Origin of the sequence: Kaistella antarctica (assembly GCF_900109615.1) — a bacterium.
GTDB classification, from domain to species: domain Bacteria; phylum Bacteroidota; class Bacteroidia; order Flavobacteriales; family Weeksellaceae; genus Kaistella; species Kaistella antarctica.
Genome location: NZ_FOIX01000001.1, coordinates 100,728 through 117,449 on the forward strand (window position 1 = coordinate 100,728; position 16,722 = coordinate 117,449).

Here is a 16,722-nt window from a genome sequence, read left to right on the forward strand (position 1 = left end):
TTAGAATAGTCTTGTACTAAATGAAGACTCGTCAATTCTTAGCAAAATAAATCTTGGGTTACCGAAAATTCTTAAATGATTTTTCATTTCTAAAATTTACTTTTGCAAAATGATTTCTTTGCAACCCATTCAAACTTTGAAAATTCCAGAATTTCGGAATCTCATGACGGGACGTTTCTTCCTGGTTTTGTCTTTTAGAATGTTAGCAACGTTGATGGGTTGGTGGATTTACAAACTAACAAAAGATCCCTTCGCTATCGGTCTGATTGGCTTGTCTGAAGTAATCCCCGCCGTTTCAACTGCCTTGTACGCAGGTCACGTCATCGACAACTCCGAAAAGAAAAGACTACTCCTCATTTGTAATTACGCCTACGTTTTTCTGATCGCACTCCTAGCAATTCCAGCTTTCTTTGGCAGCAGCCATTTTCACTTAAGCAATGTGCAGATTTCCTATTTCATCTACGCAATTATTTTCTGCACTGGATTTTGCCGCGCTTTCATCGGCCCAATTGTACCGTCGATGATACCGAAAATTGTAACTCGGGAGGAACTGCCAAACGCAATCACTTTAAACCAAGCTACTTTTCTCACCGCCTCAGTTTCAGGTCATGCTTTGGGCGGCTTTCTAATTCATTGGCTGGATATTTCCGGGACAATCTTGGTAGTCGTCGGTTTAATGATTTTCTCCTCGCTATTTTTCTGGTTGCTCAAAAAACATCCTTCTGAAAATACCGACAAGACAATCGGAGTCGTACAAAGCATGCGCGAAGGCCTGGCTTACATTTACAAAACCAAAGAAATTCTGGGCGCGCTTTGTCTCGATATGTTCGCCGTTCTTTTTGGTGGCGCCGTCGCAATGATTCCCGTTTTCGCCACCGACATTTTAAAAGTCGGCTCAGAAGGTTTCGGTTTGCTCAATGCCGCCTCTGATATTGGCTCCATGTGCATTATTGCCTTTCTCGCCTTTGTTCCTTTAAAGAAAAATCAAGGTAAAATTCTCTTGGTCGCCGTTGCCGGATTCGGGCTGTGCATCATCGGTTTCGGTCTGTCGCAACTTTATTGGCTGTCGTTTTTCTTACTCGTCGCCAGTGGAATGCTCGATGGAATTTCGGTCGTCATTCGCGGCACCATTGTTCAGTTAAAAACACCAGATCATATTCGAGGTCGAGTGTTGAGCGTGAATTCAATTTTCATCATGTCGAGCAACGAAATGGGACAGTTCGAAAGTGGCGTGGCAGCAAAACTTCTCGGCGTGGTGCGCTCCGTTATTTTTGGTGGAACGATGACTCTTTTAATTGCACTTTTAGTTGGCAGCACCGTTCCAAAACTTCGAAAAATGAATTACTAATTTTTTAGTCTCGTCCTTAGACGAGATTCATTACAATCTTTTTTTTACAGCCGCTTTTGCCAACGCAAAAAAAAGGATTTCCATTGCGATCCGGGCTAGTAGAAGAGTCCCGCACCACTCGACTTATCCACATCACAAGTCTTTAGATTTCAATATTTTAAATAGCCAAAACCCCAGAATGTTGGTTAAATAATCGGAATGAAAACTTTAAAAAACTATCTTTGTCCTATGGCACAAAAGGAAACTTTATCTTCATTAATTCATGGTAATTTCGCAAAAGAACTTTCTATTTCAGATGGCAAAATGCCACCCAATGCTATAGAATTCGAAAAATTAGTTATCGGGACTTTCTTAATTGACAAAAAAGGGTTGGATTATTCCATCGACTTACTAACTTCTGAGGTTTTTTACGATCCCAGACATCAAGAAATTTTCGGTGCCATCGTGAAGTTGTTTGAAGGTAATCATCCGGTTGATTTGATGACGGTTATTCAAGAATTGAAAAAAACCGAACGATTGGGACTTGCTGGGGGAGATCATTATATCATCGATTTAACCATGGGTGTTTCTTCAAGTGCACACATCGAATATCATGTTCGGGTGATTTTGGAGAAATTTATTTTACGAAGTTTGATTAATGTTTCAGCCAATGTCATCGACAGTTCTTACAAAGAATCCACCGACGTGTTCGAACTTTTAGATAAGGCCGAACAATCCTTTTTCGAAATTACGAACGGAACCATTAAAAAAGGGTTTGACACCGCAAATACTTTGGTGACTCAAGCCATTGAAACCATCAAAGCCTTAAAAGATAAAGAAGGAATCTCTGGAATTCCCTCAGGATTTAAAGACCTTGATAAAGAAACGGGTGGTTGGCAAAATTCAGATTTAATTATCATTGCCGCTCGTCCAGCGATGGGAAAAACGGCGTTCTTGCTTTCGATGGCTAGAAACATTGCAGTTGAACACAATATTCCTTTAGCTTTATTCTCCTTAGAAATGGCCTCGATCCAGTTAATTACGAGAATGATTGCCTCCGAAACAGGTATCTCTTCTGACAAATTACGAAAAGGACAAATGTCTGATGAAGAATGGCAACGCTTATTCTCAAACGTTTCAGCTTTAGAAAACGCCCCTTTATATATTGATGAAACGCCTTCACTTTCTGTTTTTGACTTCCGAGCCAAATGCCGAAGATTGGTGATGCAACACGGTGTGAAAATCATCATGGTCGATTATCTTCAACTGATGACGGCAAACTCTGGAAAAGGCGGCGCTGGAAACCGGGAGCAAGAAATTGCCATGATTTCGCGTTCCTTAAAAGCGATTGCAAAAGAACTGAACGTTCCTGTGGTTGCACTTTCTCAGCTTTCCAGAAGTGTGGAAACGAGACCAGGAAAAAGACCTATGCTTTCTGACCTTCGGGAATCTGGAGCGATTGAGCAGGATGCTGATATTGTTTCCTTTATTTTCCGACCAGAGTATTATAAAATCGCGACTTGGGATAATGATGAAGATGGCGGCGAAACCTCAACTGAAAATCAGGCAGAACTTATTATTGCAAAACACCGAAATGGTGCTACCGCAGATGTTCGAATGTCTTTCCACAAAAATATTGCAAAATTTGCCGACCTCGATTTATTTGGAGGTGGCGGCGGTTATGGTTATCAATCCTCCAATTTCGGACAACAAGATACACCAGGCGGTTTTGAGAAAATTAAAACCACCATCGATCCAGGTGCCGCGTTCGATTTGCCAAGCAAACAGAATCTTTCCGGTTCTTCGATGAATGATTTGGATGATGATGACGATTTTCAATTCTAGAAATGAGTCTTAAAATTGAAATTTATACTGACGGCGCTTGTAGCGGGAATCCAGGCCGAGGAGGTTTTGGAATCGTGATGAAAGTTCCCGAAAAGAATTACGAAAAAAGATATTCGCAAGGTTTCCGGCTTACGACCAATAACCGCATGGAATTGTTGGCAGTCATCACCGCCTTAGAAAAACTAAAATCTACCGAAAACGACATTCACATTTACACTGACAGCAAATATGTTTCTGATGCCATCAATCAAAAATGGATTTTCGGCTGGATTAAAAAAGGTTTTAAAAATGTCAAAAATCCTGACTTGTGGCGACGAATGGTTCCATTACTTAAAGAATATCAAACAACTTTTCACTGGGTAAAAGGCCACGCTGGACATCTTGAAAATGAAATCTGCGATCAGCTTGCGGTTAAGGCCGCTCAAACAGAACCTTTACTCATCGACGAGTTTTTTGAAAATCAGCAGAAGGGCGGACTTTTCTGATAGTCAATTGCTGCGCGCCAATTTGGTTTGCAGTGAGTAGTCAATTTAAAAACCAAGTACTGACTACATTTAACTTTAGAAAATTGACTTTCAGAAATTAAATGATTACTTATTCACTCTCAGAAATTGAAAATTCAATAATTCACATTGAGAAATTCAACATTCACTTATTCAGTAGACCTACTTCACTCTAAGAAAATTCACACCAAACTTCGGTTCATTTAATTATCTTTGTTTGATGAATTACCTTGATGCATTGAACAAACGATACTCTGTAAAGAAATTTGATCCTGAAAAAGCAGTTTCACCGGAGGCACTTTATCAGATCCTTGAAGCGGCGAGGCTTTCTGCCAGTTCGTTGGGTCTTCAACCTTACAAAATAATCATTGTTCAAAGTCCAGAAATGAAGGAAAAACTAATTCCAGCTTTTTACAATCCTTCCCAGATTTCGACATGTTCGCACTTAATTGTCATCGTTTCTAAAAACAATATCGAACCAAAATATATCGGGGATTATTTCAGTCACATTTCGGTGACACGGGAAGTTTCGCTTGAAAGTTTAGATCCTTTTCGACAAAGTATAAGCAATCATATTGAACGATTGACAACTGAAGAAGTGGTTATCTGGGCCGATAAACAAAGTTATATCGTCTTAGGGAACTTAATGTTTGCCGCAGCTTTGGAAAATGTAGATACTTGTCCGATGGAAGGTTATAGGCAAGACTTGATAGATCAAATTTTAGACTTAGATATTTCTAAAGAAAAAGTTGCAGTAACTTTAGCTTTGGGCTATCGGTCTGAAGAAGATGAGTTTCAGAACTTCAAAAAAGTAAGGAAACCGACTGAAAAATTGTTTAAATTTATTTAATTAAATTTGATAAGTTAAACTCATTATAATGAATGCGATAAGACAAATTGTGGAAGTGAAAGACCGGAAAATCAGTATAGAATTGCCGGAAAATTTCAATGCAGAAAAAGTTGAAGTCATTATTTTTCCTGTTGACGAAGAAGGATATTACGACATTCATGAGGAAGAGAAAAATTTAATGCGCGAAAGAGTAAAGAATACAGATCCTGAGAAATTTAAAAATTGGCGAGACATAAGAGAAAAATATCTTTAAATGTTTACGGTCCTATTTACCGAAGAAGCAATTGACGATCTCAATATTGCAATCGATTATTACACAACGATCTCTTCTCAATTAGGAGATAGATTCATTGAAAACTTTGATAAAAGTGCCTTGGAATTAGAAAACATTCCATTTTTTCAAATACGCTATGATAAAATGCGTGTTCGGAAAATTAGTAAATTTCCTTTGCTACTTCATTTTACTATAACAAAAAATGAAATCGTGATTGTTCATGGTGTTCGTTTTGCTAAACAAAATCCTGAAAATTATCCTAAACTTTAAAGTCCAACAAACTCAATGATAAAAGCAGATGTACTCGTCATCGGATCCGGAATCTCTGGTCTTTCCTACGCGATAAAAATTTCGGAGAGAATGCCCGAGGCCAAGATCATCATCGTGACCAAAGCCGATGAAGACGAAAGCAACACAAAATATGCACAAGGTGGCTTATCGGTAGTGACAGACTTTGATAAAGACAGTTTTCAGAAACACATTGACGATACCATGAGAGCTGGCGACGGCGAAAACAATTTGGAAGTCGTGAAAATGGTCATTGAAGAAGGTCCCGAAAGATTTCGAGAGCTTGTAGATTGGGGAACCAATTTTGATCAAAAAGATGGACATTTAAGTCTGGGTCGAGAAGGCGGTCACACCGAAAATAGAATCGTTCACCACAAAGATATTACCGGAAAAGAAATCGAGCGCGCTTTATTGGCAACCGTGAATAAATCACCAAATATCGAAATCATGGCGCATCATTACGTCATCGATTTAATTACTCAGCATCACGTACCCGAAAAGATTTTTGACCTGGAGAAAATTGATTGTTACGGCGCCTATATTTTGGATGAGAAATATAAGAAAATTAAAAAAATTACGGCGAAAATCACCTTAGTTGCGACCGGCGGAGCAGGACATGTTTATAAAAACACCACCAATCCAATTATAGCAACAGGCGACGGAATTGCCTTCGTTCACAGAGCGCGTGGTAAGATTTCAAATATGCAGTATTACCAATTTCATCCGACCGCTTTATTTTCGAAAAGAGACGGAATGTTGTTTTTAATTTCGGAAGCAGTTCGCGGTGATGGGGCAAAGCTCAGAACTAAAGACGGCGAAAAATTCATGCAAAAATACGACGAGCGCGAAGAATTAGCGTCACGGGATATTGTCGCAAGAGCCATCGATAATGAATTAAAAATTTCCGGCGATGATTACGTCGGACTGGATTGTCGAGATATGAACCATGAGAAATTCATCGAACATTTCCCGAATATTTACCAAAAGTGCGTGGATGAAGGAATTGATCCTTTCCATCAACTCATTCCCGTCGTTCCAGCTTGTCATTATTTAATGGGCGGAATCGATATCGACCTAGATGGGCAAAGTTCTATTAAAAATCTTTTTGCTGTGGGCGAATGTACCAACTCGGGTTTGCATGGCGCCAATCGACTTGCTTCTAATTCTCTTTTAGAAGGAATGGTTTTCGGTCACAACGCCGCTTTAAAAACGGTGGAACTTTTAGAGATTAATGATTTTAATTTTGATGATTTAAAAGCCATCCCAGAATGGAATGAAGAAGGAATGAAAATGATGGACGAAATGGTAATGGTTTCCTATCTCCGAAGACAACTGCAAGAAATGATGAGTGACTTGGTGAGCATCGTAAGAACAAACGATCGCCTGGCTCTTGCAAAGAAAAAACAACACGAGATTTTCGATGCGGTAAATGAATTATACAACTACTCGATTATGTCGCCTAAACTTTCGGAACTGAGAAATCTAACTAATATTTCCTACTTGATTATCAAACAATCATTAAAAATGACCGAAAACAAAGGCGCTTTTTACAATAAAGATTTAGTGAAATGAAAATATCTCCAATTATTAACGCAGAAGATTTAGCGAATTTAAACCGAGAAAATATTGTCATCGTTGACGCCGGAAGCGGCGGGTCTGCGTATGAAAAATATCTCTTGGAACATGTCGACGGCGCTTTGTATGTTGATATTAACAATGATTTAGCTCAAATTCCGAAAGATGCAAAAAATGGCGGGAGGCATCCTCTGCCCAGTTTAGAGAAATTTGCCGAGGTTATAAATCGTTTAGGCATCAATCAAAATTCACACGTTATTGTCTATGATGATAAAAATGCCTTGATTGCTGGCGCCAGATTTTGGTGGATGTTGAGATCAGCGGGCGTAGAGAAAGTTCAGGTCTTGAATGGTGGAATTCAAAAAGCGAAAGAACAAGGTCTGGAGGTAAATTCAAAAATTGTTCAACCGAGGCCAGTCGAAAAATTTAATCTAAAAGAATGGCAACTTCCGAGAGTGGATCTCAATTTCATAGAGCAAAACGCTGAAAATCCTAAATTCGTTATTATTGATGTTCGGGAGAAAGATCGGTATGATGGGAAAACAGAACCCATCGATGAGGTGGCTGGTCATATTCCGGGAGCTATCAATATTCCTTTTAAAGAAAATTTAAACGAAGATGGAACTTTTAAAAGTCCACAAGTCCTTCATGAAAAATACACGGCAATTTTAAAAAACGCTCCTACCGAAAATATAGCAATTCATTGTGGATCGGGCGTTACCGCTTGCCATACTTTGTTGGCATTGGAATACGCTGGTTTTGATATTCCAAATCTTTACGTTGGATCGTGGAGCGAATGGTCACGAAATGATAAACCAGTGACAAGAAATATTTGAGTAGATTTAAATTTCCTTCAACGATCAAGGTTCTTAAAAAATAATAATGCTTGAAAAGACTGACCCAAATTATAAAAACTGGATTGTTGATTTAAAACAGAAAATCCGGCAAACGCAAATAAAGGCTGCCATTAAAGTAAATACTGCTTTAATAGAATTGTATTGGGATTTGGGCAAAGAAATCGCTGGAAAGAAATTTGAAAACACTTACGGATCTGGTTTTTTCAATCTCTTGAGTAATGATTTACGAGCAGAATTTCCAGAGATAAAAGGTTTTTCTGAAAGCAATTTACAATATTGTAAAAAATTCTATCTATTTTATAATCAGGACGTTGAAAATCTCCAAGAAGTTGTTGGAGATTTGAAAATCGAAGAAAACCCAAATCGTCAACAAGTTGTTGACGATTTGGAAAATAATCATTTCTCCCAAAATATTTTTCTAATTCCTTGGGGACATCACGTTACCTTAATTACAAAATGTAAAACTCCAAAGGAAGCTCATTTTTACATTAATAAAACCATAGAAAACGGTTGGAGCAGAGCAATATTACTCAATATGTTGTCAGCGAAACTGATAGAAAGCCAGGGGAAAGCGGTCACCAACTTTTCTAAAACACTGCCTGATGACCAAAGTGAATTAGTAAAAGAAACATTGAAAGATCCCTACTTTTTTGATTTCCTAAACCTCTCTGAACTGTTTAAAGAAAAAGAATTAGAAAATGCTTTAGTAGATAATATTTCAAAGTTTTTAATTGAGCTTGGAAAAGGCTTTGCCTTTGTTGGAAAACAGGTGGAGATTGTAGTAAGTGATAAATCATTTTTTATAGATTTGCTTTTTTACCACATCAAACTAAAAAGATATGTGGTTATCGAATTGAAAGCAGGAAGTTTTGAACCAGAATTTACAGGAAAGCTTAATTTCTATGTTACAGCAATAGACAAACAAATGCGCGATGAAAACGATCATGCTACGATTGGACTTTTGATTTGCAAAGACAAAGACGAAATAATCGCAGAATATTCCCTCAGTGATTTGCACAAACCATTAGGAATTTCATCGTACGAACTCCAAAAAATATTACCCGACAACTTTAAATCATATCTTCCATCAATCGAAATGGTAGAAGAAGAACTTAAAAAATTAGAAAACAAATGAAAAGACCGATATACGTTACGAAAGAAGCCTTAAAAACTTTTATCAAGAATGCTTTAGAAGAAGACATTCAGGATGGCGATCATTCAACGCTCTCGACGATTCCTAAAGATTTAGAACAGAAAGCGAAACTTTTGGTAAAGCAAGATTGTATTTTAGCGGGAGTTGAACTGGCTGAAATTATCTTTAAGCAATTTGATAAAAATTTAAAAATTGAACGCTTGATGAAAGATGGTGACCTCGCAAAAGTGGGCGACATCGCATTTTATGTAACCGGATCTGCCAGATCAATTTTATCTACCGAGCGTTTTGTTTTAAACTGCATGCAGCGTATGAGTGGCATTGCCACGCTTACCCACGATTGGGATTCGAGATTGCTAGGTACTAAAACAAAACTTTTAGATACCAGAAAAACAACGCCGAATTTTAGAATCTGTGAAAAATGGGCGGTGGCAATCGGTGGCGGAACTAACCATCGATACGGTTTGTATGATATGATCATGTTAAAAGACAATCACATTGACTATAATGGAAGTATTACTAATGCGGTAAAAATGGCAAAAGATTATATTGAAAAAATTAAGAAACCTTTAAAAATTGAAGTTGAGACCCGAAATCTAGAAGAAGTTTCCGAAGCTTTAAAAGCAGGTGCTGACCGAATTATGCTCGACAATATGGATGTGGAAATGATGACAGAAGCAGTAAAACTAATCGGTAAGAAATGCGAAACAGAAGCTTCAGGCGGAATTACGCGAGACATGTTAAAAGAGGTTGCAAAAACCGGCGTCGATTTTATTTCAGCGGGAGCGCTTACCCATTCGGCAGCTAATATTGATCTAAGCTTAAAAGCGGTTTAGTCAGTTATCAAAATGGTAATTTTCTAAGACGCTTTTAGACAAATAAACAATGATTTTTGGTAAATGAAGATTTGAATAGTGTTTTTAATAAATTGGTTGCCTGATGAATAGGCGAAAAATTAACAAAATTTTAAAAATTAACAATTTGTTAACGAAAGTACCGTATAAATATGATATTTTTGTCAAAAATTAACGTCAATAAGTAAACTAAAATTAACTGATATGAATTTTAATCCTCTAAAGAAAACTGTTCTTATTGCTGCCATAGCATTTGCAGGTTACGGTTCGCTAAATGCCCAGGTTACAACGAGTAACATGTCGGGTGTGGTAACGACAAGTGATGGTCAAAAAAGTACCGGAGCAACAATCAAGGCAACGCACATGCCGTCTGGAACGGTTTACTCCGCCAAAGCAAATTCTGCAGGAGTCTTTAACTTAACGAACATGCGTGTTGGTGGTCCTTACCAAGTAGAAGTTACTTACGGTAATGAAAAACCAATGGTTTATGAAGACCTTTATTTGGAACTCGGACAGCCATTCGCATTGAATCCTGTCTTGGGTGAAAAAACAGCTAATATTGCCGAGGTAGTATTAACTGGAACGAGAGGAGTCAATACCAACAAAACTGGAGCTGCAACGAATATTGGTCAAAAACTGATTCAAGAATTGCCACAGTCTTCTAGAAGTATTACCGAGTTCACAAGATTGACGCCGCAAGCAAACGGTAACTCATTTGCAGGTCGTGACGCTCGTTACAACAATCTTCAAATTGATGGAGCGAATTTTAATAATGGTTTTGGATTAAGCTCTAATCCACTACCTGGTGGAAACGCACAGCCAATTTCATTAGATGCAATTCAGGAAATTTCTGTAAACATTGCACCGTTTGATGTTACCCAATCTGGATTTACAGGTGCTGGGATTAACGCGGTAACGAAATCAGGTACCAACAAATTCCACGGTTCATTATACGGTTACTATACTGGTAAAGAATTAAACGGTTGGAAAATTAACGGCGAGGATATTCAAAAAGTTTCTGGTGCTAAAATGACCAATGGTTTTACAGTTGGTGGACCAATCATTCAAAATAAATTATTCTTCTTTGTTAGTGCTGAAAGAGAAACAGCTACAGGAGCAAACGCTTCTGGTGCGAATCTTTGGAAAGCTTCGCAAGATGGAATTGCAGATCCTGCAAACAATATTTCAAGAGTTAAAGAATCTGATTTGATAGCGGTTCAAAATCACTTGATCAACAGATGGGGATATAATCCAGGACGTTACCAAGGATACGCAAACGAAGCAGAACAGCAAGGTGATAAATTCTTAGCTCGTTTAGACTGGAACATTAGCGACAAACATAAATTCGCGGTTCGATACAATATGTTGCAAGGAACTTCAATGCAAGTTGCGAATGCGAACTCAGGACCAGCACCAAGATCTTCTTGGGGTCGTGTGAGTGATAAAGCGATGACTTTCGAAAATGGAAACTTTGCCTTTGAAAATAATGTACAGTCGTTAACTGCTGAATTAAATTCAACTTTTAATTCTAGCCTTTCAAATAAATTATTGTTTACTTATTCGAAAATTCAGGATAGTAGAAAATCTCCTTCAGACCAACTTTTCCCGTTTGTTGACATCTGGGATGGTTCTTCTTCAGGAGGAAACTATATCAGTTTTGGTACTGAATTATTTACGTATTTGAATGATGTTGTTAATGATAACTTCTCATTTACCAATAACTTAACGTATACCACTGGAAGAAATAACTTTACAGCGGGTGTTGCGTACGAAGTTCAAAAATTCGGAAACTCTTATACAAGAATGGGAACAGGTTACTACCGTTACGCGTCTGTAGAAGATTTCTTGAAAACCGGAACTGCCGCTGAAGTTGCTCCAATTAACTTTGGTTTAACTTATCCTTATGCAAACCAAGATACTTACTCAAGAGTTAATTTCGGTTTAGCTTCTGCTTATTTACAAGACAGAATTACAGTAAGCGATAAATTCAACGTTACTGTTGGTTTAAGAGCTGAATTGCCAAACTATTTAAATGATCTTACAGCGAATCCTTCGATTGACGCTTTAGATTTATTAGATAAAAACGGAAATCCGAGAAACTATTCTTCTGGTGAATGGCCAAAATCTAAAGTTTCTTTATCTCCACGTTTAGGATTTAACTACGACGTTATGGGAGACAGAAGTTTCACTGTACGTGGGGGAACTGGAATCTTTACGGGTCGTGTTCCATTTGTATGGTTAACTAATATGCCAACCAATGCTGGAGTATTGCAAAATACCGTAGAATTAGGTTATGCAGCTGTTGCGCCTTGGATTGGCAACATCAGATTCCAACCACAAGACATTTACTATTACGTAAACAATGTACCTGCCGGTGGTGAAAATGTATTTATAAACAATCCTAAAGCTGGGGCACCTTCATCTTTTGCTTTAGTTGACAAAGATTTCAAAATGCCATCAGTTTGGAGATCGAGTTTTGGAGCTGATTACAAGATTCCAAATTCTGTATTCACTTTGACCACAGACATTCTTTACACCAAAGATGTAAATTCTGTATTCCAATATGGAGCGAACAGAAAAGAATCTACAGCAAAGATGACTAATCAAGATCGCGTATTTTATCCAAACCTAGCTTCATACCAGTATAATAATAAAATCGATGCTAATAGTGCTGTAGTTTTAACCAACTCAGATACCAAAGGAACTGCATTTTCTGCAACTTTTGGAACAACGATGAGAACTTGGAAAGGACTTTCAGGATCGGTATTCTATACTTACTCTGAGGCGAAAGAGATTTCTGCAAATGCAGGATCAAGTGCAAGTTCAGCTTGGCAAGCTTCACCAACAGTTGATTCGCCAAACCAACAAGATTTGAACATTTCAAACTTCTCGGTTCCGCATAGAATTGTTGCCAACTTAAGTTACAATATTGCAAATACGACGATTGGAGTTTACTATAGTGGTTCAAACCAAGGAAGATTTTCTTACTACTATTCTAATGACGTGAATGGAGATGGTATTGCGAATGACTTAATGTACATTCCCAACATCGGCCAGCCAACTAAGTTTGCAGATATCAAAGCTTCTAACGCACCTAATGCACCTATCCTATTTTCAGCAGGACAACAGGAGGCAGCATTTAACCAGTTCATTGCTGACAATGGTTTAGAAAAATACAGAGGACAAATTCTTCCTCGTAACGAATTCTTATTACCATGGTTAAACCGGATTGATGTAAGAGTTGCTCAGAATCTATTTACCAATATGGTTCAGAAAGGAGACAAAGTAGCCATCACTTTAGATGTATTGAACTTTGCCAATTTACTTAATTCCGAATGGGGGATTTCAGATAACAACGTAAGTTCTTATGGAGCGGCTATTTTGACTAGAGCTGATTCGAAAGCGGTTGCTGACCCAACTTTCACCATGCTACGTGACGGTAAAAATCTTGCGACTTCACCATACAGAGCTGGAAATAATAGATTTACTACTTGGAGTGCAATGCTTGGATTTAAATATTCATTCTAACACTTTCAATATTATTTAAAAACTGCCTTACAATTTATTTCGTAAGGCAGTTTTTTTTTGTTTCTAGGGTCGAAGTCTTTTCAAAAGGATTTCATACAATGTCCTAATAGTCGGGATTTTTTTTATCTTTGCCTTTAACAAAAAAATACTATGGATACTTTTAAAATTATTACGGAAGCACACAAAGGTTTTGCTTATTTGATTTTGCTTGCGGGCATTATTTTTATCGTTGCATTGGTGGTGACCATGTTTGGTTACTCTGGTAAAATTTCTAAATTATTAAAGAAATCAACCTTGTTTACCATGATTTTATTTCATGTGCAGTTGATCGTTGGTATTTTCATGTTGGTGTTTTCTCCAGGATTAAAAGGAGCCATGGAATCTGGAACTTTAATGAGTAATGCTGCCGCAAGATTCTCGTATGTAGAACATCCAGTTTCAATGCTGATTGGAGTGGTTTTAATGACTATCATTCATAAATACATGAAAACTCACGAAACATTAGCGATGAAGATCGTTATTATGGGCGTGATTGCTTTCGCTCTTTTTGCTTATGCATTCCCTTGGGCAAAAGTCTTTCCTTCTATGTTCGCCTAAACTTTAACCACAGATATTCTTAATGAAAATAGCAGTAATCGGTGCTACCGGAATGGTGGGGCAAATTATATTAAAGGTTTTGGAAGAAAGAAATTTCCCAGTAACCGATTTAATTCCTGTCGCCTCCGAAAAATCAATCGGTAAAAAAATCATTTTTAAAGGAGATGAATTTGAAATTGTTTCGATGCAAACTGCTTTGGATCGAAAACCCGACCTCGCTATGTTTTCCGCTGGCGGAACAACCTCTCTAGAGTTTGCACCCAAATTTGCTGCCGTTGGAACAACTGTAATCGATAATTCTTCTGCGTGGAGAATGGAAGCGGATAAGAAATTAATCGTACCCGAAATTAACGCCCAAGTTTTAACGAAAGAAGATAAGATTATCGCAAACCCGAACTGCTCAACAATTCAGTTGGTGATGGTTTTACATCCTTTAAATATCAAATACGATGTTAAACGGGTAATTGTTTCCACCTACCAATCGGTCACGGGAACTGGTAAAAACGCCGTTGATCAGTTGAATGATGAAGTTCTTGGAAACAAAGATGGCGTAAAAGTTTATCCTTATGAAATCTTTAAAAATGCTCTGCCGCAATGCGATGTTTTTGCCGAGGACGATTATACTAAGGAAGAAATCAAACTCATGACGGAACCCAAGAAAATTTTGGGCGACGACACCTTTAATATTACAGCTACCGCAGTTCGTGTTCCGGTTCAGGGTGGACATTCTGAAAGTGTCAACATCGAATTTGAAAATGAATTCGATTTAGATGAAGTAAAAGATCTTCTATCAAAAGCTCCCGGAGTTGTGGTTTTAGACGATGTGAAAAACAACATTTATCCAATGCCTTTATATTCAGAAGGAAAAGATGAGGTTTTTGTGGGCAGAATTAGAAGAGACATCTCTCAACCCAAGACATTAAACCTTTGGATTGTCGCAGATAACCTACGAAAAGGAGCCGCTACCAATGCGGTGCAGATTGCAGAATATCTCTACCAAAACAAATTAATCTAAAAAAAATGCTCACCTCAAGTGGGCATTTTTTATGGATTAGATTCATCAAACATATTCTATAAGTTTAATAAAACTCAAATGTCAGACCTTAAAAATAGCCCTAAAACTAATTTCGCTTTTCAAAGAAATGTTGCCCTGGTGGGAATCTTTCTTTTCGTCGCCAAATTATTGGCTTGGCATTTCACCAATTCCGATGCGGTATTTTCTGACGCCATGGAAAGTATTGTGAATATCATCGCAGCTTTCATGGGTTTGTACTCGCTTTATCTCGCTGCAAAACCGAAAGATGTTGAACATCCTTACGGCCACGGAAAAGTGGAGTTTGTAACATCTGGCGTTGAAGGCGCTTTAATTATTTTCGCTGGAATTATAATTATCGTCCAATCTGTTAATTCTCTTCTACTCGGAAATATTCCGAAACAATTGGATTGGGGAATTTGGATTGTCGCGGCTACTGCCGTTATCAATTATTTAATGGGACATATTTCTTATGAGAAAGGACTCAAAGAAAATTCGCTTGTTTTACAAAGTTCCGGCAAACATTTGAAAAGCGACACTTTTACAACAATCGGAGTTGTGGTCAGTTTGGTTTTGGTTCAATGGACAAAGCTATATTGGATCGATGCGGTGGTCGCCCTACTCTTTGGTAGCTACATTATGTTTATCGGATATAAGATCATCAGAAAATCCTTGAGCGGCATTATGGATGAAGCCGATTTGGGAATGTTGAAAAGCTTATCTCAGTTTTTGAATGAACACCGGAAACCCGACTGGGTCGATCTTCACAATATGCGAATCCAGCAACATGGAAGCGGTCTGCATATCGATGCTCATTTCACCTTGCCTTGGTACTATGAATTGAGAAAAGCGCACAATGAAATGGAAGATTTATACAAACTCATTGGTGAAAACACCGACCGCACGATTGAATTTAATTTTCATCTGGATGATTGTAAATCTTTTTCTTGTGAAATCTGTGAATTACAGCAATGTCCGGCCAGACAGAAGCCATTTGTAAAGAAAATAGAATGGAATGAAGAGACAATCGCTCAGGTTGCGAAACATTCCCTTAAAGATTGCCCTTCTGAACGTGTTTTCGATAGTAAAACAAAGGAATAATCAGCAACAAAATCAACGGTTGAATCACGAATCTCCTCATGTAAAAAGAGAAAAGATAGCCAACTTCAAATTGGGTATGAATACAGTAAAGATAGATTGGGAAAGTGATGGCGAAAACAATCACCATTAAAACTACCGCTTGCAAAGTCCATTGTTTATTTTTAAAAATAAAATAAACTACCGCGGCTGATAGCAATAAATTTAAAGTAAACCGAAAGAGATAATTCAGTGTTAAAGGCAGCCAGTTGAAATCTGGAAAGGACGCCTGTTTATTTGCTAAATGAAAAAATTCTTGAAATGGATCGTAAAACAATTCACCTTCCACCATTCTTACAGCGATCAAACCAAAAATAGCGACTGCTACTAAAATCCATCTAAGCGGGTTCATCTTCTACATTCTTTAAGGCATAAAACTTAATCCAGACTAACCAAAGCGCCACCACGGTACCATAAATAATCGCGGGAAAGAGATAATCATGGCCAATTTTAGAGTACTGCGGATATTCAACCAATAAGATATTCAACCCGACAATTCGCAAAACATTCATAATATGAAGAATTACTAAACCAACAGCCGCGAAAACAAAAGTTTTAAAACCTTCATAAAAAGCAAAGATAAACGCTAAGAATAAAATGATTACCGAAATTGCATTGCAACCTTCTACCATTCGGGAAACGTATTTCCCACTTACATAAAACCAAGTGGTTTCATCCTGCGGTTTTCCCGCAACCATTTGCGAGGTATATCCAAACAGATTTTGAATAAAATCTACTTGAGTCATTACCCAAGTTGAAAACGGATCAAGGCCGGCATTTTTAAATCCATTCAGATAAAATTGATAACCTAAAACCATCACTACATATAAAATGATGAAACGAAGAAGTATTTTCAGTACAGGCTTGAAATCATTGAACATAACTGCAAATATACTGTTTT

16 protein-coding genes are annotated in these 16,722 nt (G+C 37.8%); 14 read left to right on the top strand and 2 right to left on the bottom strand.

Annotation, left to right across the window (positions count from 1 at the left end):
- Positions 1 to 109 precede the first annotated feature (109 nt).
- The 14 genes from BMX49_RS00450 to BMX49_RS00515 all read left to right on the top strand — a co-directional run bounded on the left by BMX49_RS00450 (position 110) and on the right by BMX49_RS00515 (position 15,785).
- Complete coding sequence (locus tag BMX49_RS00450; RefSeq protein ID WP_034717666.1) at positions 110 to 1,348, top strand: MFS transporter; 1,239 nt, start codon at positions 110 to 112, stop codon at positions 1,346 to 1,348.
- 228 nt (positions 1,349 to 1,576) lie between these two features.
- Complete coding sequence (gene dnaB / locus BMX49_RS00455; protein ID WP_034717667.1) at positions 1,577 to 3,172, top strand: replicative DNA helicase; 1,596 nt, start codon at positions 1,577 to 1,579, stop codon at positions 3,170 to 3,172.
- Between the two features lie 2 nt (positions 3,173 to 3,174).
- Complete coding sequence (gene rnhA, locus BMX49_RS00460; RefSeq protein WP_034717669.1) at positions 3,175 to 3,657, top strand: ribonuclease HI; 483 nt, start codon at positions 3,175 to 3,177, stop codon at positions 3,655 to 3,657.
- Positions 3,658 to 3,895: 238 nt separating this feature from the next.
- Positions 3,896 to 4,525: an NAD(P)H-dependent oxidoreductase gene (locus tag BMX49_RS00465; RefSeq protein ID WP_034717670.1), complete on the top strand. Its 630-nt coding sequence runs from the start codon at positions 3,896 to 3,898 to the stop codon at positions 4,523 to 4,525.
- A 28-nt stretch (positions 4,526 to 4,553) separates the two neighbouring features.
- Positions 4,554 to 4,778 carry a hypothetical protein gene (locus BMX49_RS00470; RefSeq protein ID WP_034717672.1) on the top strand — a complete coding sequence of 75 codons (225 nt, stop codon included), beginning with the start codon at positions 4,554 to 4,556 and terminating at the stop codon, positions 4,776 to 4,778.
- Positions 4,779 to 5,069, top strand: coding sequence for a type II toxin-antitoxin system RelE/ParE family toxin (locus BMX49_RS00475; RefSeq protein ID WP_034717673.1), 291 nt, complete (start codon positions 4,779 to 4,781; stop codon positions 5,067 to 5,069).
- A 15-nt stretch (positions 5,070 to 5,084) separates the two neighbouring features.
- Positions 5,085 to 6,659: an L-aspartate oxidase gene (nadB, locus tag BMX49_RS00480; protein WP_034717675.1), complete on the top strand. Its 1,575-nt coding sequence runs from the start codon at positions 5,085 to 5,087 to the stop codon at positions 6,657 to 6,659.
- Entirely contained in the window at positions 6,656 to 7,498 is an 843-nt protein-coding gene (locus BMX49_RS00485; RefSeq protein WP_034717676.1) for a sulfurtransferase, read from the top strand. Before nadB ends, BMX49_RS00485 begins: the two co-directional genes overlap by 4 nt.
- A 46-nt stretch (positions 7,499 to 7,544) precedes the next feature.
- Positions 7,545 to 8,654 carry a PDDEXK nuclease domain-containing protein gene (locus BMX49_RS00490; RefSeq protein WP_034717679.1) on the top strand — a complete coding sequence of 370 codons (1,110 nt, stop codon included), beginning with the start codon at positions 7,545 to 7,547 and terminating at the stop codon, positions 8,652 to 8,654.
- On the top strand, positions 8,651 to 9,508 hold the full coding sequence (gene nadC, locus BMX49_RS00495; RefSeq protein WP_034717681.1) for a carboxylating nicotinate-nucleotide diphosphorylase: 858 nt from the start codon (positions 8,651 to 8,653) through the stop codon (positions 9,506 to 9,508). The genes BMX49_RS00490 and nadC overlap by 4 nt, the downstream gene beginning before the upstream one ends.
- A gap of 222 nt (positions 9,509 to 9,730) precedes the next feature.
- Positions 9,731 to 13,054 carry a TonB-dependent receptor gene (locus BMX49_RS00500; RefSeq protein WP_034717684.1) on the top strand — a complete coding sequence of 1,108 codons (3,324 nt, stop codon included), beginning with the start codon at positions 9,731 to 9,733 and terminating at the stop codon, positions 13,052 to 13,054.
- Between the two features lie 150 nt (positions 13,055 to 13,204).
- Positions 13,205 to 13,651: a hypothetical protein gene (locus BMX49_RS00505; RefSeq protein WP_034717685.1), complete on the top strand. Its 447-nt coding sequence runs from the start codon at positions 13,205 to 13,207 to the stop codon at positions 13,649 to 13,651.
- A 22-nt stretch (positions 13,652 to 13,673) separates the two neighbouring features.
- The gene (locus BMX49_RS00510) at positions 13,674 to 14,666 is read left to right on the top strand and encodes an aspartate-semialdehyde dehydrogenase (protein ID WP_034717686.1); all 993 of its coding nucleotides are present in this window, start codon (positions 13,674 to 13,676) and stop codon (positions 14,664 to 14,666) included.
- A gap of 78 nt (positions 14,667 to 14,744) precedes the next feature.
- Positions 14,745 to 15,785 carry a cation diffusion facilitator family transporter gene (locus tag BMX49_RS00515; RefSeq protein WP_051803619.1) on the top strand — a complete coding sequence of 347 codons (1,041 nt, stop codon included), beginning with the start codon at positions 14,745 to 14,747 and terminating at the stop codon, positions 15,783 to 15,785.
- Here BMX49_RS00515 and BMX49_RS00520 read toward each other — a convergent pair.
- Together BMX49_RS00520 and xrtF are read right to left on the bottom strand one after the other, a co-directional pair.
- Positions 15,736 to 16,173 (bottom strand): exosortase F system-associated membrane protein, encoded by a 438-nt coding sequence (locus BMX49_RS00520; RefSeq protein WP_034717689.1) that lies wholly within the window; start codon positions 16,171 to 16,173, stop codon positions 15,736 to 15,738. The genes BMX49_RS00515 and BMX49_RS00520 overlap by 50 nt on opposite strands.
- The gene (gene xrtF / locus BMX49_RS00525; RefSeq protein ID WP_034717691.1) at positions 16,160 to 16,702 is read right to left on the bottom strand and encodes an exosortase family protein XrtF; all 543 of its coding nucleotides are present in this window, start codon (positions 16,700 to 16,702) and stop codon (positions 16,160 to 16,162) included. The genes BMX49_RS00520 and xrtF overlap by 14 nt, the downstream gene beginning before the upstream one ends.
- Positions 16,703 to 16,722: the final 20 nt, after the last annotated feature.